Origin of the sequence: Bradyrhizobium sp. AZCC 1719 (assembly GCF_036924525.1) — a bacterium.
In the GTDB taxonomy this organism is placed as follows: Bacteria; Pseudomonadota; Alphaproteobacteria; order Rhizobiales; family Xanthobacteraceae; genus Bradyrhizobium.
In genome coordinates this window covers 4,154,308-4,178,729 of sequence record NZ_JAZHRU010000001.1, presented here as the reverse complement: position 1 = coordinate 4,178,729, position 24,422 = coordinate 4,154,308, and the positions used below count along the sequence as shown (strand labels likewise).

The window sequence follows — 24,422 nt, the reverse complement described above, 5'->3', positions numbered from 1 at the left end:
GTCAGTCGGCGCAAGGGCTGCCAAAGGTTGCCATTGCCTGTTCATGCAGCAGGCCGCTGTCAGGGGAGAAACAGCAGAAGATGACCCTAGTCACGGCAGGCGCCTCGGCCAGTCCATCGACGACGGTTGCGACTGCGATGCCGGCCGCACGGTCGGCAGGGAAGCGATAGACGCCCGTAGAGATCGCGGGAAAGGCCAGAGAGGACAGCCCATTGGCCTGGCAGAGCTCGAGGGAGCGCCGATAGCACGAAGCGAGCAGGCCGTCCTCTCCATCATTGCCGCCGTGCCAAACCGGCCCGACGGCGTGGATCACATGCCTGGCCGGCAACCGGTATCCTCGGGTGATCTTGGCGTCGCCGGTCGCGCAGCCGTTCAGCGTGCGGCACTCGGCAAGCAGTTCAGGTCCGGCCGCCCGATGGATCGCGCCATCGACGCCGCCCCCGCCGAGAAGCGACGTGTTCGCCGCGTTGACGATGGCGTCAACGCGCAGCGTGGTGATGTCGGCAACAATGACTTCCAGCCGCGCCTGGCCGACCTGACGCGCGATGCCGCTCAGGCGGAAGCCGCCGCGTTGACGGTGACGCCCTTGTCGACAAAGAGCTGCTGCAATTCACCGGCCTGGAACATCTCGCGAATGATGTCGCAGCCGCCGACGAATTCGCCCTTGACGTAGAGCTGCGGGATGGTCGGCCAGTTCGAATATTCCTTGATGCCGTTGCGAAGCTCGGCGGATTCCAGGACGTTCAGCCCCTTGTAGCCGACGCCGACGTGGTCGAGGATCTGGACCACCTGGCCAGAGAAACCGCACTGCGGAAACTGCGGCGTGCCCTTCATGAACAGCACGACGTCGTTCGACTTCACTTCGTTGTCGATGAATTGTTCGATGCTCATATTTGCTTCCTTTTGGGGCTCAGCCCCCTGCGGCGTCGCGTAACGGGCCGGCTCGTCCATGTAACCCGGATACTTGCCATATATGTAGCCCAAACCGTTGTGTATCCAAAGTAAAATGGCGAGGAGCTGGCATGCGCGGGGCCGGCTGGGGGCCGCTCGGGGCGACCGCAGCCCATAGTCTGACGGCATTAATGCCATAGCGCGGGCAGGCTTTTTTCCCGCGACGGAACCCCTATCTAGGACGGACTGCCCGTCAGGAACCAGTTTGCCAGCCTAACGTTCTCTCCTTTCACTGGAGATACCTGTGACGAAACCAGTATCCGCCGCCGCGTTTGCCGCCCCTGCCCCGTCACTTTTCTCGGATTCCGGCGCCCTCGCCCAGAATTTGGTGGAAGCCTATCTGGCCGTCCGCGGCGAGACCGAGCGTCGGGCCGCCCCGTTGAGCCCCGAGGACCAGCTCATCCAGTCGATGCCGGACGCCAGCCCGGCCAAATGGCACCGCGCCCATACCACCTGGTTCTTCGAGCAATTCCTGCTCGGCGAGCACTGCGAGGGTTACCAGCCCTTCCACCCTGATTATGCGTTTCTATTCAATTCCTATTATGTCAGCGCCGGACCGCGGCACGCCCGTCACCAGCGCGGCCATCTGACCCGCCCGAGCACCGACGAGGTCACCGCCTATCGCCGGCATGTCGATGCCGCCGTGGTCAAATTCTTCCAGACCGCCGGCGAAGAGCGCCTCACAAAACTGGTCCCGCTGGTCGAGGTCGGTCTCAATCACGAGCAGCAGCATCAGGAGTTGATGCTGACCGACATCCTGCACGCCTTTGCCCAGAACCCGATCCCGCCGGCCTACGATCCATCCTGGCGCTTCCCGACATCGCACCGTTCTGCAGACGATTGGACCACCCTCAACGAGGGCATCCACACCGTAGGCCACGCCGACGACAGCTTCCATTTCGACAATGAAAAGCCCGCGCACCGCGCCCTGGTCGGCCCGGTGAGGCTCGCCCGCAACCTCGTGACCAATGCCGACTGGCAGGCTTTCATGGAGGACGGCGGCTACGGCACGGCCACGCTGTGGCTGATGGACGGCTTTGCCACGGCGACCAACGAGGGCTGGCAGGCCCCCGGCCACTGGCGCCAGGTCGACGGCGAGTGGCGGATCATGACGCTCGGCGGGCTGCAGCCGATCGACCCGGCTGCCCCGGTCTGCCATGTCAGCTATTACGAGGCGGACGCGTTTGCGCGCTGGGCCGGCCGCCATCTGCCGACCGAAATGGAATGGGAGGTCGCCGCCCGCGCCGGCCAGCTCAACGATGCCTTCGGCATCGTCTGGCAGTGGACCCGCAGCGCCTACTCCCCCTACCCCGGCTACCGCGCCATCGAGGGGGCGCTCGGGGAATACAACGGCAAGTTCATGGTCAACCAGCTCGTGCTGCGCGGCTCCTCGCTTGCAACTCCGGCCGGCCACAGCCGTATCACCTACCGCAACTTCTTCTACCCGCACCACCGCTGGCAATTCACGGGGTTACGCCTCGCCGATTACGCCTGACATTTTCGATCATCGAAGCGCGCCGGAAAGCGCGTTCAGGAGAGTATCATGAATGTGCATGCCGCCGCTTTGGCCCAAACGCACCCGTTCGACGAACAGACCTCCGCCTTTGCCGGCGACGTGATCGGCGACCTCTCGCAGTTCCCCAAACGGCTGTCGCCGAAATATTTTTACGATGCCGCGGGCTCCGAGCTGTTCGAGCAGATCACGGTGCTGCCGGAATACTACCCGACCCGCACCGAGCTCGGCATTCTGCGCAGCCGCGGCGACGAAATCGCCGCACTCATTCCGAAAGGCGCGGCCCTGGTCGAATTCGGCGCCGGCGCGACCACCAAGGTCCGCCTGCTATTGGAGCGCTGCGATTTTTCCGCCTATGTCCCGGTCGATATTTCCGGCGATTTCCTCAACGCGCAGGCCGGCGGCTTGCGCAAGGATTTCCCCGCTCTCGGCGTTTATCCGGTTGCCGCCGATTTCACCGCGCCGTTCGAGCTGCCGGCGGAAATCGCAGACCAGCCCAAGGTCGGCTTCTTTCCGGGATCGACGCTCGGCAATTTCGAGCCGCACGAGGCGCGCGCCTTCCTGCGCAGCGCGCGCGACATTCTGGGCAAAGGCGCACAGATGATCATCGGCGTCGACCTCGAGAAGAACGAACGGGTGCTTTACGACGCCTACAACGACGCTGCCGGCGTTACCGCGCGGTTCAATCTCAACGTTCTGGTTCGGATCAACCGTGAGCTCGGCGGCAATTTCGACGTCTCCGCCTTCATGCACCGCTCAGTCTATAATCGCGAGCGCCATCGCATCGAGATGCACTTGATTTCCAAGAAGGCGCAGAGCGTGCGCATCCTGGGACGGAATTTTTCATTCCGTCCCGGCGAGAGCATCCACACCGAGTCGAGCTACAAATACAGTCTCGACCGCTTCACCGCGTTGGCGCGCGAGTCGGGCTGGTCGGTGCGGGAATCCTGGAACGATCGCGACCAGATGTTCTCCGTTCACGCGCTGGTGGCGTCGGACTGAGGATTAGAGCGCTTTCAAGCGAAAGCCTGCCCCGGACTTGATCCGGGGTGGACACCGGTTCGCGTCAACGCGTCAAAACAGGAATCTGGAGCCGGTTCTGATTCAATCAGAACCGAAAGGCTCTAGCCGCGGGCTTTGCAGCTCACGTCTTGCAGACGGACCGCCTGCGGTCCGGTCGCGGCCTGCGTGTCGGCGCAATCCGGGGAGCGACAGATATCCAATCATCGGACAATCGGTCTGCACCCAACAACCACGCGTGAATGATCCGCCACTTGTCTTGTCCGCGGGACTGGAAATTCAGTAGCGGAGATCCTGCGTCCTGCAGTTCGTGGAAAAATTTCAAAGAATCTTTTCCAGTCGGTCCGTCCGGCTCGATCATCTGCGTCAAGATCCAGCGGTCCCACTCTTCAATAATGCGTACTCTTGCTTCACTCTGTTTCATAGGCGCGTATTCCCAGCCACGGCTCCCCCGTGGGCACTGACTGATCGCGCTGGTCAAGTTTGATGGAAGGTGCCTACGCCGCCGCGCGTCCCCGCACCTTGCCGGGCGCAGTATAACCAAACTTCTTAACAAGTATTCATCTTTATTACCCCGCCCGCAAAACGGTCCATCTGCGCTGTCGTTTCCCCTTCGAAATGTCCAACTTTTGACGCGGACTCAGCCGAGCCTCCGCGGCAGCATGGCTTGGGGTGAGTTCGTGCCAGGGGATTTCAGTCATGGGCAACGCATTTCCAGCGTCAAGCAACCACGGGCAACGTTCGGCATCTTCGTCCGTACACAGTGATACGGACACGGGCTGGGACGAGGGAGCAGACACCGAGCGGGTGGCGCTTCGCGAGGAAAATGCGAGGCTCCGGGCTCTCGTCGTCCAACTGTCAGATCTCGTCCTCAGAAATGTCGTCGATCATCACAACTCGCCGCAACTGGTGCCGATGAGGCGACCCAGGCTGGATTAAAGGTACTATTCTGCCGGATCGGATCGCAGCGAGACCGTTTCCCACACCGCGACCGCGATCATGATCGCGGTGGTCAGGATCGACAGCATCAACGGCGACAGCTCGCTTGCGAACCAGGCGAGCACGCAAAGCGTGATGATGCCCGCCCCGTGGGAGAGTTGAAGGAAGCCGCGAAAGCTCAGCTTGAACAGGATGGTCCCGAACAGAAACAGCAAGGGGCCGCCGATCGCGCTCATTACCGTCTTGAGATCGGAATGTCCGCCGGGGTGCTTCAGCACCAGTTCGTCCGCCACCGCCGCGACGATGATGCCGGCTACGATCGGCAGGTGCAGATAGGTGTAGGCCAGCCGTGCCAGCCTTCCCGGCTCGCTCGATTTTGAAAGCTGCTCGGAGCCGGCTTCGGCGCCGACGTGGAAATAGATCCACCACATCGCGATGCTGCCGACCAAGGCCGAGACGAACGCCAGAACGTTTTCGGTGGTCCAGGCGAGTTCGGCAAAAGTCGCGCCGATGACGACGATGGATTCGCCAAGCGCGATGATGATGAACAGCCCACAGCGCTCGGCCATATGCCCGCCTTCGATCATCCAGTCCGAGACCGAGGACGCGCCGTGGCGGGGAATCCAGAACCGCACCGCCGGCGAGATATATTCGATGACGAGCGCAACGGCCCATAGCGCCAACCGCAACTGGCCTTCGACTATCCCGCCGGCGATCCAGAAGATGGCCGACACCGACAGCCAGACAGCGATCCGTACTGCATTCATGCGTGTCCGCGGGCGCGATGGCGGCGTCGACAACCAGAGAAATATCGTCTTGCCGACCTGCATCCCCGCGTAGGCGATGGCAAACCACAAGCCGCGCTCGTCAAACGCCTTTGGAATCGAGGTCGATAGCACCAGCCCGCCCAGCATCATCGCAAACAGCAGGAGACGGACCGGAGTCTTTTCGGGATTGAGCCAGTTGGTGATCCAGGTAGTGAATACCCATACCCACCAGACCGCGAGAAACAGCAGCGTGACCTGCAACGCACCCAGCGGCGTAAAGTGAGCCAGCAGCGTGTGCGAAATTTGCGTGATCGCAAAGACGAAGACGAGATCGAAGAACAACTCCGCGTACGTGACGCGGCTATGCTGGTGCGGCACGATTCGGCGAAACAGCGCGCCGTGTGCGTTGTCTGTCATCGATGCCCAGCCGCCCGTCGGGGACTAGCTGTCTGGTACCCCGGGTCCGCCAGGTACCCCGGTCTGCAGCGCCAGCGCATGCAGCAAGCCGCCCATCTGCCCCTTGAGCGACTGGTAGACGATCTGGTGCTGCTGCACGCGCGACTTGCCACGGAACGACTCCGAGATCACGGTCGCTGCGTAGTGGTCGCCATCGCCTGCGAGATCGCGGATCGTCACCTCGGCATCGGGGATAGCTGCCTTGATCATCGACTCGATATCGTGGGCATCCATCGGCATTCCAGCATGTCTCCGTCAGGTGTTTCGAATCACGGCCGGCTCGCGCGACCGTGACGGCCAAACCTAGCGCGTACGCTCTTCTAGGTCACGCCTGGCGGCACTATATTCCGGGCCGAAGCGTTTGACACCGCGAGATCGCGTCGCGCCCGATCATTTCGGGCGGACCAAAAAGAGGCTCAAAAGCATGAAATTGCCCGGTCCCGACCATCCGATCACGATTACGGCAAACCCCAAGCGCGTCCGGGCCTCGGTGGGCGGCGTGGTCATTGCCGATACCACCCGCGCGCTGACCCTGAAGGAAGCCAGCTATCCGGCGGTGCAATATGTGCCGCGCGAGGATGCCAATATGGCGTTACTGTCCCGGACCGAGCGGACTACGCACTGCCCTTACAAGGGGGACGCGAACTATTTCAGCATCAACGCCAACGGCAAGAGCCTCGAAAATTCGATCTGGACCTACGAGACGCCCTTCCCGGCCATGGCCGAGATCGCCGGCCATCTGGCGTTCTACCCGGACAAGGTGACGATCGAGGAAGTGGCGTAGTCAGCGAGGACGTCATTCCGGGATGGCGCAAAGCGCCAGACCTCAGGTGTGCAATTGCACACCGGGGAATCTCGAGATTATCAGGTGCGCAATTGCGCACCGTAGTTCGATGCTTTCGCATCGCCCCGGAATGACGACCATTGAGCTACACCCTGAATATCGTGAGCCCGAGGATCAGGAGCACCAGGAAGATCACGACGAAGACATAGAACAGGAAGCGGGCGATGTCGGCGGAGGCCTCCGAAATGCCGGTGAAGCCGAGGATGCCGGCAACGATCGACACCAGAAAGAAGATCAGCGCCCATTTGAGAATTGTCATTACGAGCTCCGCGACCTTCGATCATGCCCAATGGTGACCCATAAATTCACCAGTCCTAACGACGGGTTGCACCGCCGGTTCCGTGCACGCCGGATAGGCGGATTGGGCAGCGCTCGATTGGGCCTTGCTGAATCAGGTTCCCCGCTGCAACATTTGACCACATAGCCTGGCTGGGAGGCGCGCATGACATCGATTTCCACCGTGGGGCATGCCGACGTGGGCGCAGTGCCCCAAGCCAAATCGCGAAACCTTTCGCTTGATCGCGCGCGCACCTTCCTGACGCTGGTGGTGCTGCTCCACCACGCCGTCATCCCCTATACCTATTTCGGTCATACCGATCCGACGTCATTCTTCGGCTTCGACATGATCGTGCTCGCCACTGACAGTTTCTTCATGGCGATGTTCTTTTTCCTGTCGGGGCTGTTCGCCTGGTCCGGTATCGCCCGGAAGGGACCGCTGAGCTATTTGGCAGATCGCCTGCTTCGGCTTGGCTTACCCTTCGTGATCTGCGCCTTCACGGTCATTCCGCTCGCCTACTACGCCATCTCACTGCGGCACCATCCCGAGATCGGCTTTTCGGAATACTGGTGGAATATGATCACGAAGGGCCCGTGGCCGAGCGGGCCGATCTGGTTCCTTTGGGTCCTGCTCGTTTTCGACGTGGTGGCCTGCATCTTGTATCGGCTGTCACCCAACTTGCTCGATCCGATCAACCGCCTCTCCCTGCACGGTCGTCGCCGGCCCGCAGTGTTCTTCGCGGTCATGCTTGCTGTCACCGCTGCGTTCTACATTCCCGGGCTGGTTCACTACGGACATAGCAGTTGGTTTGAGTTCGGGCCGTTCTCGGTCCAGCACGGGCGCGTGATGCTCTATGCGAGCTACTTCTTTTTCGGTGCCGGCATCGGCGTTGCGCAAATGGACCGCGGGCTGCTCGCTGCAGAGGGCCGGATGGCGAAGGTGAGCTGGGACTGGATGGTGCTGGCGATCGTTCCGTATTGCCTCTTGTGGGTGCTGATCTTCATCAAGCGCGAAATATTGGGCAACCCGTCGCCGTTGCCGGACTGGTATGAAGTGCTCTATGCCATCTGCTTCACCGTTTTCAGCGTGGCCATCATGTTTCTGATCCTGGCCTTTTTCCAGAGGTTCAGGCAATCGGGCTCAGCCAAGCTGCTCGATCCGATGCAGGCGGACGCCTACGGCATGTTCCTGGTGCACTACCCGATCGCACTGTGGCTGCAATACTGGCTGTTCGATTATGAGCTGCCAGCGATCGTGAAGGCGACAGTCGGATTCGTGCTGACGGTCGCAGGAAGCTGGGCGCTGACGCGAGCGTTGCGGCAGATCCCCGGCGCGACGAAGGTGCTGTAGTCCTGTAGCCCGCATGAGCGCAGCGACATGCGGGGCCACGCGGACACTGGCCCCGCATGTGCTGCGCTCATGCGGGCTACGAAGTTGCGGCGTCGCTACGACGCCTTGCCGCCCATATAGGCCGGCAGCCACTGCTCGAACGCCGTCTTCAGCGTTTTGATCAAAACCGGAATCTGGTCGGTGATGCTGATCGCATCGCCGCCCGTGGTGCCGATCCGCGCGCACGGAACGCCCGCCCCCTTCATCTTCGCCAGCACCAGGCCCGCCTCTGCCGCCGGTACGGTGACGATATAGCGCGCCTGGTCTTCGCCGAACCAGTAGGCGTGCGGCACGGTCGAGGCTGGCGCGGCCAAGAGCTGCGCGCCGATGCCGCCGGCAATCGCCATCTCGGCCAGCGCAATCAACAGCCCACCGTCGGAGATGTCATGCACCGCGGTCGCCGTGCCGGCATGGATCATGCCGCGCACCACGTCGCCGTTGCGCTTTTCGGCCGCGAGATCGACCGGCGGCGGCGCACCCTCCTCGCGGCCGCAGACGTCGCGCAAGTAAACGGACTGACCGAGCCAGCCCTGGGTGTCGCCGATCAGCAGGATGGCCTCGTCATCGGCCTTGAACGCGAGTGTGGCGGACTTCGTGAAATCATCGAGCAGGCCAACGCCGCCGATCGAGGGTGTCGGCAGGATGCCGCGGCCATTGGTCTCGTTGTAGAGCGAGACATTGCCGGAGACGACCGGAAAGTCGAGCGCGCTGCAGGCTTCCGAAATGCCTTTCAGGCAGCCGACGAACTGGCCCATGATCTCGGGCCGTTCCGGATTACCGAAATTGAGATTATCGGTGATTGCGAGCGGCCGGCCGCCGACCGCGGTGATGTTGCGCCAGGCTTCGGCAACGGCCTGCTTGCCGCCCTCGAACGGATCGGCCTCGCAATAGCGCGGCGTCACGTCGACGGTGAGCGCGAGCCCCTTCGGCCCGTCCTCGACGCGCACCACCGCAGCATCGCCGCCCGGACGCTGCACGGTATTGCCCAGAATGACGTGGTCGTATTGCTCCCAGACCCAGCGCTTCGAGCACAGCTCCGGCGTGCCGATCAGCTTCTCCAGCGCTGCCGAAATGCCGATCGGCGCCGTCACCTCGCGCGCCTGCACCATCGGCAAGGCTGCGGATGGGACGTGCGGGCGGTCATACACCGGCGCCTCGTCGCCCAATTCCTTGATCGGCAGATCGGCCATCACGTCGCCGCCATGCTTGACCACGAAGCGCTTGGTCGGCGTGGTGTAGCCGACCACGGCGAAATCGAGCCCCCACTTCTTGAAGATCGCCTCGGCCTCTTCTTCCTTCTCGGGCTTGAGCACCATGAGCATGCGCTCCTGGCTTTCCGAGAGCATCATCTCGTAGGCGCTCATGCCGGTTTCGCGGGTCGGCACCGCGTTGAGATCGAGTTCGACGCCGAGATCGCCCTTGGCGCCCATCTCGACCGCCGAGCATGTCAGGCCCGCCGCGCCCATGTCCTGGATCGCGATGACGCAACCCTTTTCCATGATCTCGAGGCAGGCTTCCAGCAATAGCTTCTCGGCGAAGGGATCGCCGACCTGCACCGTCGGCCGCTTCTCGGCGGAGTCATCGTCGAATTCGGCCGACGCCATCGAGGCGCCGTGAATGCCGTCGCGGCCGGTCTTGGAGCCGAGATAGACGATCGGCATGTTCACGCCGGAGGCTGCCGCATAGAAAATCTTGTCGGTCTCGGCGAGGCCGACCGCCATCGCGTTGACCAGGATGTTGCCGTCGTAACGGGTGTGGAAGCGCACCTGCCCGCCAACCGTCGGCACGCCGAAGGAATTGCCGTAGCCGCCGACGCCGGCCACCACGCCCGACACCAGATGGCGCGTCTTCGGATGCTCCGGCGCGCCGAAGGAAAGCGCATTGAGGCAGGCAATAGGCCGCGCACCCATCGTGAACACATCGCGCAAAATGCCGCCGACGCCGGTGGTCGCGCCTTGATACGGCTCGATGTAGCTCGGGTGGTTGTGGCTCTCCATCTTGAAGACGACCGCCTGCCCGTCCCCGATGTCGATCACGCCCGCGTTCTCGCCCGGGCCCTGGATCACCCAGGGCGCCTTGGTCGGCAAGCCGCGCAAATGGATGCGCGAGGATTTGTACGAGCAGTGCTCGTTCCACATCGCCGAGAAAATCCCGAGCTCGGTGAACGTCGGCACCCGCCCGATCAGCTTGAGGATGCGCTCATACTCGTCGGGCTTCAGACCGTGACTGGCGACGAGTTCGGGGGTGATCTGGGGCTCGTTCATGGGTGCCTTAATAGGAAGATCGAGGGGGTGCGAAAAGGCCTTTTATGGCGCATTTCCGTCCTGTCCAGAGCTTTGCGAAGGGAGCTTTGCAGGATCGGCGTTTGCACATCGTTCCCGGATCGGATTTAAGGGCTGAAACATCGAATTGAAGGTCATTTTTTGTGAACGAACTCCCCCAAAATGCATTTCACCGCCGCCCCGATCTGCATGTCGAAACCGAGGGCGAATTTGCCGGCTGGCGGACCTGGACCCGCGACAGTTTCGAGACCCATAACGGCCCTTTCTGGCACCGCATGGACGAAAACGGGAAGGTCCGCTGCGCGTTCCGGGTCGAGAAGAAGCACCTCAACGGCATGCGCAACGTCCATGGCGGCTGCTTCATGTCGTTCGCCGATTACTGCCTGTTTGCGATCGCCTCTTCCGTACTTGAAGGGCCGGGCGTGACGGTATCGTTTGCCTGTGAGTTTCTCGATGCCGCGCGCGAGGGCGAACTGGTCGAATGCGAGGGCGAAATCACGCGCGCCGGCGGCTCGCTGATCTTCCTGCGCGGCGTGCTGAAATCCGGCGAGCGGTCGCTGTTCACCTTCTCGGGCACGATCAAGCGGGTGAAGTGGAAGAAGCCGACTGGCACCGGCGCCGTTGCCACCTGACGCGCCACAGGCCCGTCGCGGCTGGCGCGACTATGCATTGCTGCTCGCGCTGGCGTGCTGCTGGAGCTCGACCTATCCGCTGACCAAGATCGGTCTCGGCTCGATCCCGCCGGTCACCGTTCATCTCGGCGCGCTCGCTGATCGCGGCGGGCTTTCTGCTGGTGATCCTGCGTGCCCGCGGCTTGCGGCTGCCGACGGACGGCAAGGCCTGGAGGCTGTTTGCGTTCCAGCAGACTATCAACTCGACGATTCCTTTCCTGATGATCACCTGGGCGCAGCAATATGTGGCGGCGGCGCCGACCGTGGTGCTGGCCTCGACCACACCGATCTTCGCTTTCCTCATCACCTGGGCCGTCACGCGGCACGAGCCCGCGACGCTGCTCAAGCTGATCGGCGCCATTCTGGGCCTGGCCGGTACGGCCGTGACCATCGGCCTCGATACGCTCGGCGGGCTCTCCAGCAACCTCTTTGCCGAAATGGTCATCCTGATCGCCACCATCTCGTTCGCCTGCGCCACGATCTTCGGGCTCAAGCTGACCGATTACGACCCGATGGTGGTGGCGGCGGGCTCGCTGTTGTTCGGCGGCACGGTGCTGTTGCCGCTCGCGTTGATCGTCGATCATCCCTGGACCCTGCGGCCGACGACTGAAGCGCTGGTTGCGACCGCCGCGATGGGCATCTTCTCGAGCGCCTTCGGGCTGATGCTGTTCTACATGTGCCTGACGCGGCTCGGCACACTGACCACCAATGCGCAGGGATACTTGCGAATTCCGATCGGCGTCGGCCTGTCAGTTCTGCTGCTCGGCGAACCCGTGCCGCCGAATCTGGCGCTCGGCCTCGTGTTGGTGATGGCGGGCGTCGCCGCGATGACTATCCCGCGCGGTCAATATCGCAAGTGGATCGAGCGCCTGCGCGGGAAGCCGAGAGGCGGATGAAAGCCGCCAGCGTTCAAGTCGACAATTGTTTCTCGGCGAGCGAAAGCCACTCCGCCTGGGCTTCGCGCGAATATTTCGGCGCGCGTCGCATTTCGCCTGCGGGAACGGTGGTGGAACAGCAATCAACGATGATTGACACACTGGAACGCACGCAAGCGCATCGTGTTGCGCCGTTACGCAGCAAGAAAAGGAGCAATCATGAAACTCGCAACAATCGGATTGGCCATGGCGCTGGCATTCACGAATACCTTTGCCCTTGCGCAAGCCGGCGGCAGCGGAAGTTCGGGCACGGGTGGCGCGGCGGCAGGTGGTGCGGCAGGATCCTCCACCAGCGGAACGACCGCCGGAAGTGGAACGGGCGGTAATTCCACCACCGGTATGAGCAACGATGCCGGCAGTACAGCAGCCGGCCGAAACAGTCCAGCGAACCCGTCAGGGAACACCCACATCAACCCATCACCGAGCGGTTCGACCCTGTCGCCGACGGGGCCGGGTTCGGCCACCGGCCGATAACAAAAAGCCCCGCTCACCGGGGCTTTTTTATCACATGGTCGCCGCTGCTATTTCTTCTCTTCCAGCAGCTTCCTGTATTTCTCGACGTCCCGCGTCACCAACTGGCCGAGCACTTCGCTCGCATGCTCGTTGGCGTCGGGCGCAACGGTGGAGAGATCGTGAAAACGCTTCTTCACCGCCTCGCTCTCGACGGCGGTCCTGGCGGCGGCGTTCAGTTTCGCGATGATCGCAGGCGGCGTGCCTTTTGGAGCGAACAGGCCGTTCCAGCCCTGCGCCTCGAATTCGGGAAGACCGGCCTCGGAGGAAGTCGGCAGGCCGGGCAAGGTTGCAAGCCGCACCGTTGAGCCGACGACGAGGCCCCTTACCAGCTTGTCATCGATCGCCTGCGACACCGACGCGGCCGCGTCGCAGACGCCGTCGATCTGGCCGCCGATCGCATCCGTCAGCGCCGGCGCCGCGCCGCGATAGCCGACCAGCGTCACGTCGATGCCGGCGGCCTGCACAAAGCTCTTGCAGATCAGGAAATTCGAGGAGCCGACGCCGGCATGGCCGAGGTTGACTTTGCCGGGATTTTTCTTCGCATAGGCGATGAAATCCTGCAGGTTCTTGGCGGGGAAATCCTTGCGCAACGCGACGATGCCGAAGGTTTTCGCTACCACCGCAATCGGCACGAAGGATTCCGGCGTGAACGGCAGTTTCGGATAGATCGTATAGGTCGCGGCGCTGGTGCCGGCATTGCCGATCGCGATGGTGTAGCCGTCCGCTTCCGCCCGCGCGGCACGCGTCAGCGCGGTCGAGCCGCCGGCGCCCGCGACATTCTCGATCACGATCGGCTGCCCGAGCGACTTGGTCATCTCCTCGGCGACCACACGCGCGATCACGTCGGAGGTGCCGCCGGCCGCGAACGGCACGATCATGGTGATGGGACGCTTGGGATAATCCTGCGCGTGGGCTGCCACGGCGCATAGTAGCGCCACAACGACAATCGTCAGGCGCGACACCAGGAACCTCACGCGGCTTTTTGCAGATGCGCGGCAAGGCCCGCGAACAGGCCGCGGCCGTCGGTGCAGCCCATGATGTCTTCGACGTGGTTTTCCGGGTGCGGCATCATGCCGAGCACGTTGCCGCGCTCGTTGACGATGCCGGCGATCGACTGCGCGGCGCCGTTGATGTTGGACTCCTCGTCGACGATGCCCTCAGGGGTGCAGTAGCGGTAGAGCACCCGCCCCTCGCCCTCCAGCCGCTTCACGGTTTCTTCATCGGCCTCATAATTGCCCTCGCCATGCGCGACCGGCACGCGGATGACCTGGCCGGCATTGTAGCCGCGCGTGAACGGCGAATCCGAGCGCTCGACTCGCAGATGCACGTCCCTGCAGACGAATTTCAGCCGCGCATTGCGCATCAAGACGCCGGGCAGCAAGCCTGCTTCGCACAAGATCTGAAAACCGTTGCAGACGCCAAGCACGAGGCCGCCATCGGCCGCATACTTACGCACCGCATCCATGACTGGCGCGCGCGCGGCAATGGCGCCGCAGCGCAGGTAATCGCCATAGGAAAACCCGCCGGGCACGACCACCAAATCGGTGCCCTTGGGCAGCGCGGTGTCGGCGTGCCAGACCATCGCCGCCTCCTCACCGGAGACGAGCTTGAGCGCGCGCGCCATGTCGCGCTCGCGGTTGATTCCGGGAAAGACGAGAACGGCTGATTTCATGTGTGCGGCACTTCGCTCAGCTCAAGACGCTTCTCGATGCGATCAAGTCGACCTTCATGGCGAACTAGAGTTGCATGTACGCCCGAAATCTCCTGAAAGACGCTCGTGATCTCCTGACGAATGCCGATCTGCGATGTTCGCAGCGCCTGAGTTGCTTGCGTGAGTTCATCAATTTTGCCATCGACCTGGGCAAGCCGGGCCTGGACCGATTTCAACACCTCAAACATCGGCTCCATCGTCACGTCGGCCATTGTCTCAGCCCCTAAGCCTTCATCTCGATAGCGTAATTCTCGATCACCGTATTCGCCAACAGCTTGTCGGCGGCATCCTTCAATGCCGCCTCTGCCTTGGCCTTGTCCGAGCCGGATAGTTCGATGTCGAACACCTTGCCCTGGCGGACGCTGGCGACGCCATCGACGCCGAGCGATTTCAGCGCGCCTTCGATGGCCTTGCCCTGCGGATCGAGGATGCCGGACTTCAACGTAACGGTAACGCGTGCCTTCACGAGATTTGCCCCAGTTGTTCTTTAGCTCTTCACCAGCACCGGACCCGAACCGGCCGGGCGCTCGTTCTCCATCAGAATGCCCAGACGTTTCGCCACCTCGGTATAGGCTTCAAGCAAGCCGCCGAGATCACGGCGGAAACGGTCCTTGTCGAGCTTCTCGTTCGACTTGATATCCCACAGCCGGCATGAGTCGGGCGAGATTTCGTCGGCGACGATGATCCGCATCATCTCGTTCTCGAACAGACGGCCGCATTCCATCTTGAAATCGACCAGGCGGATCCCGATCCCCAGGAACAGTCCGGTGAGGAAGTCGTTGACGCGGATGGCGAGCGCCATGATGTCGTCGATTTCCTGCGGCGTCGCCCAGCCGAACGCGGTGATGTGCTCTTCCGACACCATGGGGTCGTTGAGCTGGTCGTTCTTGTAATAGAATTCGATGATCGAGCGCGGCAGTTGGGTGCCCTCCTCGATACCGAGGCGCTGCGACAGCGAACCGGCGGCGACGTTCCGCACCACCACCTCCAGCGGCACGATCTCGACCTCGCGAATCAACTGCTCGCGCATGTTGAGGCGGCGGATGAAATGGGTCGGCACCCCGATGTCGTTGAGGTGCTGAAACAGGTACTCCGAAATCCGGTTGTTGAGGACGCCCTTGCCCTCGATCACCTGGTGTTTCTTCGCATTGAACGCGGTCGCATCATCCTTGAAGTGCTGGATCAGGGTTCCCGGCTCCGGACCTTCATACAGGACCTTGGCCTTGCCTTCATAAATACGGCGTCGACGGCTCATTGGGATGTACCGTGTTTTGTTGAAATCCATGAAATTGGTGTGCTCCGGATGACAAGGGTTTGCGACCACGACGGAGCTGCCGTGAAGGCCAGGTCTTGAACCTAACGGCGTCCTGAACTAAGCGACCGGAAACAGAACAAGAACCTAGCCTGATGGCAACCTATCCGATTGGCCCATCCAGCACAATCGACCCGGCCCGATTGGGCCCAACTTATCCCGATTGCCTGCGGCTTAACGGACCGTTGTTTTACCGATTCGCCCCCTCTATCTAGGTAGTCCATCGGGCCGCGACAACGCGGCCTTATTTACCGTTTGCGGGGATTGGAACCGAAGAATGACCACTTTCGACAAGCGCGAGGAAGGTTTTGAGAAGAAATTCGCCCTCGATGAGGAGCAGAAGTTCAAGGCTGAGGTACGCCGCAACAAGCTGCTCGGTCTTTGGGCAGCGGAAAAGCTCGGGCTGTCGGGCGATGCCGCCACCGCCTATTCCAAGGAAGTGGTCGCGGCCGACTTCGAGCAAGCCGGCGACAAGGACGTCCAGGACAAGGTGGTGAAGGATCTTACCGCCAAGGGCGTCGCCGTCACCGCGCAGGAAGTTCGCGTCAAGATGGACGAACTGATTGCGGTTGCCGCCGCCCAGGTGAAGGCGGGGAACTGACACCTCACCGTCATTCCGGACGACGCGAAGCGGCGATCTCAGATGCGCAATTGCGCATCGGGGAATTTCGAGATTCCGGGTCTGGTCCTTCGGACCATCCCGGAATGACGGTGCTAACATCCGAACGCCTTCGTGCCGCGATATTCCCTGCGCACGATCTCCAGCAAGCGCTGCGCCGCCGCGCTCAGGAAGCCGCCGCGGCGCGTTACTGTGACGACGTCATGGCTTGCCTTGAGATCGCGCACGGCGATTGTCGAAATCGTCTTGTGTCGCAGTTCCTCTGCAGCGTTGCTCTCCGATAACAGCGCAATGCCAAGGCCGGCTTCGACCAGGCGCTTCTGCGCAGTCAAGCTGTCGACTGGCGTCCAGTCGATTTCGCCGAGGCCGTGGATCTGGAACAGCGCAAAGACGTGCGCGGCCGTGATCTCGCGCCGTCCCGGTACGACCGGAAACGCGATCCAGCGCTCGCCGCGCAGTTCGGCGAGCTTTGCGATCCGGCGGCCGGCACGCGGATGATCCAGCGCGCATACGACCTGCAGCCGTTCGGAGAGCAGCAATTCGCAGTCGAGGTCGCGTGAACGGTCGCGATCATAGCGCAGGCCGATGGTCACTTCGCCGCGCCGAACCATGTCGCTGACCTCCGCACTGGTCGCGGTACGCAGGCTCAATTCGACCTCGGGATGCTCGGCCGCGAAGCGCCTGAGAACCGCCGACAGCCGCCCGCCGGCAAGCGTGCCGACGACGGCGAGCGCGACCGGTCCCAAATTCGGCCGCGCCAGTGCGCGCACCGCATTCTCCGCATCCTGGGCCGCAGCCACCGCGCGCTCCGCATGAGGCACCAGCACTTTTCCGGCGTCACTCAGCGTCGTGCGCCCCGCGATCCGCTCGAACAACGGCACGCCGAGCTCCTGCTCCAGCAGCGCAATACGTCGCGAAATCGCCGGCTGCGAGCGGTGCAGCGCTTTCGCGGCATTCGAAATGCCGCCGCGGCGATGAATGGTCAGGAAGGTGAGAAGCGCATCGCTGTCCATGTTTCGTCCATGCAAAAAGCTGATGATGCCTAGAGAAATAACAAATTTGGCTGATGGCAGATAGCCCGCTAGTTTCGTCGCCAACCAGAGCCGACCAACAAACGAAGCGGAGATTGCCGATGCGAAGTCAGACGGAAAAAGCCGATGCGTTTCGCGCGCTGCATGCGCGGCCCGGCGCGTTCATCATCCCCAATCCCTGGGACGCCGGCACCGCAAAGCTGCTCGCAGCGATAGGCTTCGAGGCGCTCGCGACCACGAGCCTGGGGCTTGCCAATACGCTTGGCAGCGCGACCGTGAGCTTGGACGCCATCATTGAGAACTGCCGGGTGATTGCTGAAGCCACCGACCTGCCCGTCAACGCCGACCTGGAGAATTGCGGCGCTGACGATCCGAAGACCGCGGCGAAGACGATCGCACGCGCGGCCGAAGCAGGCTGCGTCGGCGGCTCGATCGAGGACTTTTCCGGCGATCCGAAGAAGCCGATCTACGACTTTTCGCTCGCGGTCGAGCGGGTGCAGGCGGCGGTCGAGGTGGCGCGTGCACTGCCCTTCCCGTTCACGCTGACCGCGCGGGCGGAGAATTTCCTGCACGGTCGCAAGGATCTCGACGACACCATCAAGCGTCTGCAGGCGTTCGAGGCCGCAGGCGCTGATGTCCTGTATTCCCCCGGCCTCTACGACATCGGCACGATCCGCACCGTAGTGTCTTCGGTCGGCAAGCCGTTCAACCTGGTGATGGGATTTGCCGATCCGACGCTGACGGTGGATCAGCTCTCAGCCGCGGGCGTCAAGCGCATCAGCGTCGGCGGCGCGATGGAACGCTACGCACTGGCGGCGTTCCTAAAATGCGCGCGTGAGATGAAGGAGTGTGGCGCCTTCACCTATGTACGCGACATGGCGCCGATCGGAGAAGTGCGGGCGGCGTTCGGGTGATGAACTCTCCCCGTCATTGCGAGGAGCGAAGCGACGAAGCAATCCATCTTTCCGTTATGCCGCGAGATGGATTGCTTCGCTTCGCTCGCAATGACGGTGGAGGCAGACGTCACTCCTCCTTGAACCCATACTCCGGCACATTCCCACTCGCGCCGTAATATTTGTACGGCAGGAATTTGCCGGACATCGTGATCTTGACCCGGTCGCCCTTGGGATTGGCGACGCGCTCCAATGCCATGTCGAAATCGATCGCCGACATGATGCCGTCGCCGAATTCCTCTTCGATCAGGGCCTTCCACGCCGGGCCGTTGACCATCACCATTTCGTAGAAGCGGTAGATCAAGGGATCGGTCGGCGGCATCGGCGTGCCGGTGCCGCGCATCGGCACCTCGTTGAGCATCGCAGTTTCCGCTTTCGACAGCCCGAACAATTCGCCGGCATTGGCGGCTTGCGGTTTCGTCAGCTTCATCTGGCCCATGATGGCGCCGACGATCAGCACTTCCGAATAGCCGCCGATCTTTTCGCAGATGTGTTTCCAGCTCCAGCCCTTCTCGCGCTTGATGTCGAGCAGCTTTTCTGTGAGGTCTTCGCGCTTCATGCCCTATCTCCTTATGTACCCGCGATGCCCGGGCTTGTCCCGGGCATCCACGTCTTGTTTCGCATTGCCTAGGCAGACGTGGATGGCCGGGCCACGCTGGGCCATGACGCCTCAATTGAATCCTCCGCCTCCGCAGCCAGCACCAATTCCGGCTTGCCCGGCCGCACGACCGGCACATTGCGCGGATCATGATCGGTCACGGTGGCAGCAAACGTCTTGCTGCGGCTGACCAGGAAATCGACGATGTGATTGCGCACCGCGTAATAGAGCGGATGGCGGTGCAGATCGACGCGGCCGCGATCCTTCGGCAGCGGATTTTCCACGATCTCGGCCAACACGGCGCCCGGACCATTGGTCATCAGAAAAATCTTGTCGGCGAGATAGATCGCCTCATCGACATCATGGGTAATCATGAACGCCGTCTGCCCGGTCTCGAGGCAAATGCGCCGCACCTCGTCCTGCAGCGTACCGCGCGTCAGCGCGTCCAGTGCCGAGAACGGCTCGTCCATCAGCATGATCTTCGGCGTGATCGATAGCGCCCGCGCAATGCCGACGCGCTGCTTCATGCCGCCGGACAATTCCGACGGCCGCTTGTGCTCGGACCCGGTCAGCCCGACCAGATCGATGAACTTCTGCGCATGCGCCTTCACCTTGGCGCGATCCCAGTTGCGCCACTTCGAGGTCACCGCATAAGCGACGTTGCCGAGCACCGTGCGCCATGGCAAGAGCGCATGGCTCTGGAAGATCACGGCGCGATCAAGGCTCGTGCCTTCAATGGCCTGCCCGTCGACGATGACGGCGCCCTCGCTCGGCTGGTCGAGCCCGGCCAGGATGTTCAACACCGTGGTCTTGCCGCAGCCGGAATGCCCGATCACGCAGCCGAATTCGCCGCGCTTCATCGACAGCCATAGATCCTCGAAAATCGTGGTCTCGCCGCCACCCGCGCCCGGATAGCGCCGCGCGATGCCCTCGATGGAAATGAATTTGTCGGTCATCGCCATCACTCCGGGAACGTGACCATGCGCGTAAACCGCGCCAGGATCTGGTCGAGCAGCATGCCGACGATGCCGATCATGAGGATGGCGATGATGACGTTGGTGATCGAGAGATTGTTCCACTCGTTCCAGACGAAGTAGCCAATGCCCGTCCCGCCCACCAGCATCTCGGCCGCGACGATCACCAGCCAGGCGATGCCGATCGAAATCCGCATGCCCGTCAGGATCGTCGGTGCCGCCGCCGGCAGAATCACGGTGAAGGCGCGCCTGACGGTGCCGACTTCCAGCGTGCGCGCTACGTTGATCCATTCCTTGCGCACCGCGGCGACGCCAAACGCGGTGTTCAAGAGCATCGGCCACACCGAGCAGATGAAGATCACGAAGATCGCCGAGATCGAGGAATCCTTGATGGTGTAGAGCGCGAGCGGCATCCAGGCCAGCGGCGAAATCGGCTTCAGCACCTGGATGAACGGGTCGAGCGCCTTACTGATCAAGGGCGACATCCCGATCAAAAAGCCGAGCGGGATGGCGACGATCACGGCGAGAAAATAACCGAGGCCGACACGCGCGATGGAATAGCCGAGCTGGATGCCGAGCCCCTTGTCGTTCGGCCCGTTATCATAGAACGGTTGCCTGAGGTGCTCCCACAATTTCGCGCCGACATCGAGCGGCCCCGGCATCGCCGATTTGCCTTGGGTGGCCGTCAGCCCCATCAGCTTGGCGTATTCCGGCGACATGTTGCCGACAGCGCCCGTCGAGCGGGTGGCGAGATGCCAGATGCCGAGGAACGCCGCGAACAGCACGATCGAGACGACGGCCGCACGGAAACGGAGGGATGAGGTCATGACGACAAGCTCCGTGTCCCGGGCGCGGCGCAGCACGAAGCGCAGCGCAGTGGTGCTCCGCAGAACCGGGACCCACCGCGCGTGAGGCGGTCCCGGCTCAGCAATGCACCGCTCCGCACGCTGTGCTGCGCGCTGCATTGCGTCCGGGACACGAGAGCATCGCTCATCACGACGCCTTCCTGATCTTGAAGCTGGCGAGATAGTCCTCCGGCTTCGCAGGATCGAACGTCTTGCCCATCACCGAGAAACTCTTGGTGGTGGCGGCGGGCGGCGTCAGTCCGGCTTCCTTCATCAGCTTGGCGGCGTCGGTGGCGAGATAAACCTGCGCGGCGATGCCGGCATAGTCGATGTCGCCCTTGATCTGGCCCCAGCGCTTCATCTGGGTCATGATCCATACCGCAAACGACTGCCACGGGAACGGATCGAAATCGACGCGGTTCGGTTGCTGGACGATGTTGCCGAGCCCGTCGGCGAAGGTGCCGGTCAAAATCTGCTCCAGCACGATCGGCGGCTGGTTGAGATAGTTCGCCGGCGCGATTGCCGCCGCGATCTCCTTGCGGTTCTCCGCCTTGTGCGCGTACGCGGTGGCTTCAATGATCGATTTGAGCAAGGCGCCATAGGTATTCGGCATCGAGGTGACAAATTCCTTCGACGCGGCGAAGGCGCAGCACGGGTGACCTTCCCAGATATCCTTGGTCAGGATGTGGATGAAGCCTGCGCCGTCAAACACCGCGCGCTGGTTCATCGGGTCGGGCCCGAGAAAGCCGTCGATGTTGTCGGCGCGCAGATTGGCGACCATTTCCGGCGGCGGCACGGCGCGGATCTGCACGTCGGCATCGGGATCGATGCCGTGCTCGGCAAGGTAATAGCGCAGCAGGTAATTGTGCATCGAGTAGTCGAAGGGCACCGCGAACTTGAAGCCCTTCCAGTCCTTCGGATTGCGCTTGTCTTTGTGCTTGATCGACAACGTAATCGCCTGGCCGTTGATGTTTTCCACGGCCGGCATGGTGTAGGGAATCGGATTGGAGCCGGCGCCCATCGTGATGGCGAGCGGCATCGGCGACAGCATGTGGGCGGCGTCGTATTCCTTGTTGATGGTCTTGTCGCGAATGACCGCCCAGCCGGCGGTCTTGATCACTTCGACGTTCAGGCCGTTCTTGGCATAGAACCCCATCGGCGCGGCCATGATGATCGGCGTGGCGCAGGTGATCGGGATGAAGCCGACCTTAAGGTCTTTCTTTTCCAGCGGGCCGCCAGCAGCGAACGCTTCGGTCGCCGTCTTGAGCGGGAAGAATTGCGATAGCGCTGCCGCTGCGGTTGCCGCGCGTACCGACTTCAAGAACGCGCGGCGCGCGACGTCCTGCGGGAACATCGCGCGCATTACGGCGGAGGCGACCACGCCTTCGTAGCGCTGCTGCTCGCTCTCGATGGCGGCCTGGACCTGCAGTTGGGCGGCCTGATGCTCGGCCTCGCTGACATGCTGGCCACAGCTACAGCCACCGGCATGAAGGCGGCGGTTGGGATCGAATGGATTGTCGAAGGTAGACATCAGCCCTCCTGCGCGACGTTGCACCCTAATTAAGCAAGGCACATGCCAGCCCCGTTCTGCGGCGATGGCTCTGAGATCACAGGGATTCTGCTGACGTTGGCGGCTACGAAAATTCGTGATACACGAAATGTCGTAGTCGAATTACGAGATTTCGGAGTAGCGTTCGGATGGATCTGGCCCTCGGCTCAACCGCCCCGCCGCAGGACGCTGAACTGCGCGCCGCCGCCTTCGAGTTCGCGATCGAGCCCGCGCTGCTGCTCGATCCCCATGCCGACCAGATCCTCGACGCCAATCCGGCGGCCTGCACCCTGCTCGGCTATGACCGCGCCTTGCTGCGCCAGACCAAGGCCAGCACACTGCATGCCGGACAACTGCCGGCGCTCATCGTGTTCACGCAGGCCGTGCTCAACAAGGGCGCGTACTGGACCAACGCGCTGACCCCGCGCCACGCGACCGGGCAAAGCCTGCGCCTGGAATATGCCGGCTCACTCGTGCCGGGCGAAGGCCGCTCACTGGTGCTGCTCACCATGAGCGATCTCGAGGCCCGCCGTCGGCGCTATGTCGACGCGGCGGCCGAAGACCATATGCGCGGCGGGATCGCGACCTGGCAGCGGGTCGAAAGGGTGTTTCAGGACATCGAGCGGGAAAACCAGCTCATCCTGCGCGCCGCCGGCGAAGGCATTTACGGCGTGAACGCGGAAGGCAAGACCACCTTCGTCAATCCGGCCGCCGAGCGGATGCTGGGCTGGGGTGCGGAAGAATTGGTCGGCAAGGCAATCCACCCGATCGTGCATCATACCCATCATGACGGGCGGCACTATCCCGATCACGACTGCCCGATCTACGCGGCATTTCGCGACGGCGCCGTGCACCAGGTCGAGGGCGAGGTGTTCTGGCGCAAGGACGGCACGCCGGTCTGGGTCGAATACACTTCGACGCCGATCCGCGACCGCGGCGTAGTGGTCGGCGCCGTCATCGTGTTTCGCGACGTCAGCCAGCGCCGCGAAGCCGACGCGAAGCTGCATGCAGCGCTTGCCGAAGTCGATCGCTTGCGCGAGCGACTGGAGCTGGAAAACGCCTATTTGCAGGAAGAAATCCGCATCGAGACCAACCCGCGCGGCATCATCGGCCAGAGCGAGGCGATCCAGAAGACGCTGCGCCAAGTCAAGCTGGTGGCGCCGACCACCGCCGCCGTGATGATTACGGGTGAATCCGGCACCGGCAAGGAATTGATCGCGCGCGCCATTCATGAAGCGAGCAGCCGCCGCGACCGGCCGCTGATCCGCGTCAACTGCGCGGCGATCCCGCGCGAACTTTTTGAGAGCGAGTTCTTCGGCCATATCAGAGGCGCCTTCACCGGCGCGATGCGCGACCGCATCGGACGGTTCGAGCTCGCCGACGGCGGCACGCTGTTTCTCGACGAGGTCGGCGAAATCCCGCTGGAGTTGCAGGGCAAGCTGCTACGGGTACTGCAAGAGGGTAATTTCGAACGCGTCGGCGAAGAGCGCACCCGCGCGGTGGACGTGCGCGTGATCGCCGCCACCAACCGCGATCTCAAGCAGGAAGTGCAACGCGGCCGGTTTCGCGAGGACCTCTATTTCCGCCTCAACGTCTTTCCGGTGGAATCGGTGCCGCTGCGCGAGCGGCGCGAGGACATTCCGCTGCTGGCGCAGCATTTTTTGACGCGCGAGAGCAAGGCGCTGAAATCCGACCTGCGCCTGTCGGAAGGCGATGCCCGCCGGCTTGCGCGCTACGACTGGCCCGGCAATGTCCGCGAACTGCAGAACGTGATCGAGCGCGCGGCGATCCTCGCCCAGAACGGCCGCCTGCGCATCGACCTGCCCGATGTATCGGGCACATCACCCTCCTCCGGCGCGGCGCGCGAGAAAGCCGACGCCCGGCCGACCGTCATGACGGCAACGGAAATGCGCGCGCACGAACGCGCCAACATTCTGGCGGCGCTGCAGGCCTGCTCCGGCAAGGTGTTCGGCCCCGGCGGCGCCGCCGAGATGCTCGACATCAAGCCGACCACGCTGGCCTCCCGCATCAAGGCGCTGGGGATTGCGAGCGCGCGTGGCTTGGCGGGCTAGTTGGGGCGTGTACTCATAAACGTCGACTTCCCACGGCACGTCAGTTACTGGGAGCCATTAAAACTTTATCAATTCTAGCGCACGCTGTTTGACGTGTTCGCGCTACGCTTCAGCTCTGGGGGACGTCAAAGTTCATCAGGCGCACAAGGACGGCCAGCGTCACTAACAGCTTGGGTAGGTAGCGCGAGTATCTAGGAATGG

The 24,422-nt window shown here is 62.6% G+C and carries 25 protein-coding genes and 1 pseudogene; 10 read left to right on the top strand and 16 right to left on the bottom strand.

The genetic code is table 11. The features are described from left to right. Position 1: 1 nt before the first annotated feature. A complete protein-coding gene (locus V1292_RS19575; RefSeq protein WP_334377097.1) occupies positions 2-556 on the bottom strand; it encodes an O-acetyl-ADP-ribose deacetylase in 555 nt (184 codons plus the stop codon). Further along, positions 553-891, bottom strand: a complete 339-nt coding sequence (gene grxD / locus V1292_RS19570; protein ID WP_057843761.1) for a Grx4 family monothiol glutaredoxin — start codon at positions 889-891, stop codon at positions 553-555. The genes V1292_RS19575 and grxD overlap by 4 nt, the downstream gene beginning before the upstream one ends. Positions 892-1,195: 304 nt before the next feature. Here grxD and egtB point away from each other — a divergent pair, with 304 nt between their 5' ends. Both egtB and egtD read left to right on the top strand, forming a co-directional pair. Further along, a complete protein-coding gene (egtB, locus tag V1292_RS19565) occupies positions 1,196-2,446 on the top strand; it encodes an ergothioneine biosynthesis protein EgtB (protein ID WP_334374338.1) in 1,251 nt (416 codons plus the stop codon). A gap of 48 nt (positions 2,447-2,494) precedes the next feature. Further along, a complete protein-coding gene (egtD, locus tag V1292_RS19560; RefSeq protein ID WP_334374336.1) occupies positions 2,495-3,466 on the top strand; it encodes an L-histidine N(alpha)-methyltransferase in 972 nt (323 codons plus the stop codon). 962 nt (positions 3,467-4,428) lie between these two features. On the opposite strand, the gene V1292_RS19555 is transcribed toward egtD, so the two are convergent. Together V1292_RS19555 and V1292_RS19550 are read right to left on the bottom strand one after the other, a co-directional pair. Then, the gene (locus V1292_RS19555) at positions 4,429-5,607 is read right to left on the bottom strand and encodes a low temperature requirement protein A (RefSeq protein ID WP_334374335.1); all 1,179 of its coding nucleotides are present in this window, start codon (positions 5,605-5,607) and stop codon (positions 4,429-4,431) included. A gap of 24 nt (positions 5,608-5,631) precedes the next feature. Then, a complete protein-coding gene (locus V1292_RS19550; protein ID WP_065728623.1) occupies positions 5,632-5,886 on the bottom strand; it encodes a BolA family protein in 255 nt (84 codons plus the stop codon). A 184-nt stretch (positions 5,887-6,070) separates the two neighbouring features. Here V1292_RS19550 and V1292_RS19545 point away from each other — a divergent pair, with 184 nt between their 5' ends. Continuing rightward, positions 6,071-6,430, top strand: coding sequence for a DUF427 domain-containing protein (locus tag V1292_RS19545; protein WP_334374334.1), 360 nt, complete (start codon positions 6,071-6,073; stop codon positions 6,428-6,430). Between the two features lie 145 nt (positions 6,431-6,575). On the opposite strand, the gene V1292_RS19540 is transcribed toward V1292_RS19545, so the two are convergent. After that, entirely contained in the window at positions 6,576-6,749 is a 174-nt protein-coding gene (locus V1292_RS19540) for a DUF1328 domain-containing protein (protein ID WP_028349982.1), read from the bottom strand. Between the two features lie 183 nt (positions 6,750-6,932). On the opposite strand from V1292_RS19540, the gene V1292_RS19535 reads away from it, so the two are divergent. Then, positions 6,933-8,117, top strand: coding sequence for an acyltransferase family protein (locus V1292_RS19535; protein WP_334374333.1), 1,185 nt, complete (start codon positions 6,933-6,935; stop codon positions 8,115-8,117). A gap of 95 nt (positions 8,118-8,212) precedes the next feature. Here V1292_RS19535 and purL read toward each other — a convergent pair whose 3' ends face one another. Then, a complete protein-coding gene (purL, locus tag V1292_RS19530) occupies positions 8,213-10,420 on the bottom strand; it encodes a phosphoribosylformylglycinamidine synthase subunit PurL (protein ID WP_334374332.1) in 2,208 nt (735 codons plus the stop codon). Between the two features lie 161 nt (positions 10,421-10,581). Here purL and V1292_RS19525 point away from each other — a divergent pair, with 161 nt between their 5' ends. The 3 genes and pseudogenes from V1292_RS19525 to V1292_RS19515 all read left to right on the top strand — a co-directional run bounded on the left by V1292_RS19525 (position 10,582) and on the right by V1292_RS19515 (position 12,518). After that, complete coding sequence (locus V1292_RS19525) at positions 10,582-11,070, top strand: PaaI family thioesterase (protein WP_334374331.1); 489 nt, start codon at positions 10,582-10,584, stop codon at positions 11,068-11,070. Further along, a pseudogene (locus V1292_RS19520) lies at positions 11,045-12,005 on the top strand (DMT family transporter). The gene V1292_RS19525 and the pseudogene V1292_RS19520 overlap by 26 nt, the downstream one beginning before the upstream one ends. 198 nt (positions 12,006-12,203) lie before the next feature. After that, on the top strand, positions 12,204-12,518 hold the full coding sequence (locus tag V1292_RS19515) for a hypothetical protein (protein ID WP_334374330.1): 315 nt from the start codon (positions 12,204-12,206) through the stop codon (positions 12,516-12,518). 47 nt (positions 12,519-12,565) lie between these two features. Here the strand turns inward: V1292_RS19515 and V1292_RS19510 are convergent, their stop codons facing one another. The 5 genes from V1292_RS19510 to purC are packed head-to-tail and all read right to left on the bottom strand — an operon-like array spanning position 12,566 to position 15,523. Beyond that, the gene (locus tag V1292_RS19510; RefSeq protein WP_334374329.1) at positions 12,566-13,519 is read right to left on the bottom strand and encodes a tripartite tricarboxylate transporter substrate-binding protein; all 954 of its coding nucleotides are present in this window, start codon (positions 13,517-13,519) and stop codon (positions 12,566-12,568) included. An 8-nt stretch (positions 13,520-13,527) separates the two neighbouring features. After that, complete coding sequence (purQ, locus tag V1292_RS19505; protein WP_334374328.1) at positions 13,528-14,229, bottom strand: phosphoribosylformylglycinamidine synthase subunit PurQ; 702 nt, start codon at positions 14,227-14,229, stop codon at positions 13,528-13,530. Continuing rightward, complete coding sequence (locus tag V1292_RS19500) at positions 14,226-14,480, bottom strand: hypothetical protein (RefSeq protein WP_334374326.1); 255 nt, start codon at positions 14,478-14,480, stop codon at positions 14,226-14,228. The genes purQ and V1292_RS19500 overlap by 4 nt, the downstream gene beginning before the upstream one ends. An 11-nt stretch (positions 14,481-14,491) precedes the next feature. Further along, complete coding sequence (gene purS / locus V1292_RS19495; RefSeq protein ID WP_334374324.1) at positions 14,492-14,734, bottom strand: phosphoribosylformylglycinamidine synthase subunit PurS; 243 nt, start codon at positions 14,732-14,734, stop codon at positions 14,492-14,494. Between the two features lie 21 nt (positions 14,735-14,755). After that, the gene (purC, locus tag V1292_RS19490; RefSeq protein WP_008974302.1) at positions 14,756-15,523 is read right to left on the bottom strand and encodes a phosphoribosylaminoimidazolesuccinocarboxamide synthase; all 768 of its coding nucleotides are present in this window, start codon (positions 15,521-15,523) and stop codon (positions 14,756-14,758) included. Positions 15,524-15,857: 334 nt separating this feature from the next. On the opposite strand from purC, the gene V1292_RS19485 reads away from it, so the two are divergent. After that, on the top strand, positions 15,858-16,181 hold the full coding sequence (locus V1292_RS19485) for a DUF1476 domain-containing protein (protein ID WP_334363628.1): 324 nt from the start codon (positions 15,858-15,860) through the stop codon (positions 16,179-16,181). A gap of 113 nt (positions 16,182-16,294) precedes the next feature. On the opposite strand, the gene V1292_RS19480 is transcribed toward V1292_RS19485, so the two are convergent. Continuing rightward, positions 16,295-17,212, bottom strand: a complete 918-nt coding sequence (locus V1292_RS19480) for a LysR family transcriptional regulator (protein ID WP_334374323.1) — start codon at positions 17,210-17,212, stop codon at positions 16,295-16,297. 119 nt (positions 17,213-17,331) lie between these two features. Here V1292_RS19480 and V1292_RS19475 point away from each other — a divergent pair, with 119 nt between their 5' ends. Continuing rightward, complete coding sequence (locus tag V1292_RS19475; RefSeq protein ID WP_334374322.1) at positions 17,332-18,144, top strand: isocitrate lyase/PEP mutase family protein; 813 nt, start codon at positions 17,332-17,334, stop codon at positions 18,142-18,144. A gap of 109 nt (positions 18,145-18,253) precedes the next feature. Here the strand turns inward: V1292_RS19475 and cynS are convergent, their stop codons facing one another. The 4 genes from cynS to V1292_RS19455 all read right to left on the bottom strand — a co-directional run bounded on the left by cynS (position 18,254) and on the right by V1292_RS19455 (position 22,131). Then, the gene (gene cynS / locus V1292_RS19470) at positions 18,254-18,742 is read right to left on the bottom strand and encodes a cyanase (RefSeq protein WP_213285820.1); all 489 of its coding nucleotides are present in this window, start codon (positions 18,740-18,742) and stop codon (positions 18,254-18,256) included. Positions 18,743-18,810: 68 nt separating this feature from the next. Next, positions 18,811-19,737, bottom strand: a complete 927-nt coding sequence (locus V1292_RS19465; protein ID WP_334374321.1) for an ABC transporter ATP-binding protein — start codon at positions 19,735-19,737, stop codon at positions 18,811-18,813. Between the two features lie 5 nt (positions 19,738-19,742). Beyond that, positions 19,743-20,582, bottom strand: coding sequence for a nitrate ABC transporter permease (gene ntrB, locus V1292_RS19460; protein WP_334374320.1), 840 nt, complete (start codon positions 20,580-20,582; stop codon positions 19,743-19,745). A 166-nt stretch (positions 20,583-20,748) separates the two neighbouring features. Then, positions 20,749-22,131 carry a CmpA/NrtA family ABC transporter substrate-binding protein gene (locus V1292_RS19455; protein WP_334374319.1) on the bottom strand — a complete coding sequence of 461 codons (1,383 nt, stop codon included), beginning with the start codon at positions 22,129-22,131 and terminating at the stop codon, positions 20,749-20,751. 167 nt (positions 22,132-22,298) lie between these two features. Here V1292_RS19455 and V1292_RS19450 point away from each other — a divergent pair, with 167 nt between their 5' ends. Then, positions 22,299-24,221 (top strand): sigma 54-interacting transcriptional regulator, encoded by a 1,923-nt coding sequence (locus V1292_RS19450; RefSeq protein ID WP_334374318.1) that lies wholly within the window; start codon positions 22,299-22,301, stop codon positions 24,219-24,221. Positions 24,222-24,422 lie beyond the last annotated feature (201 nt).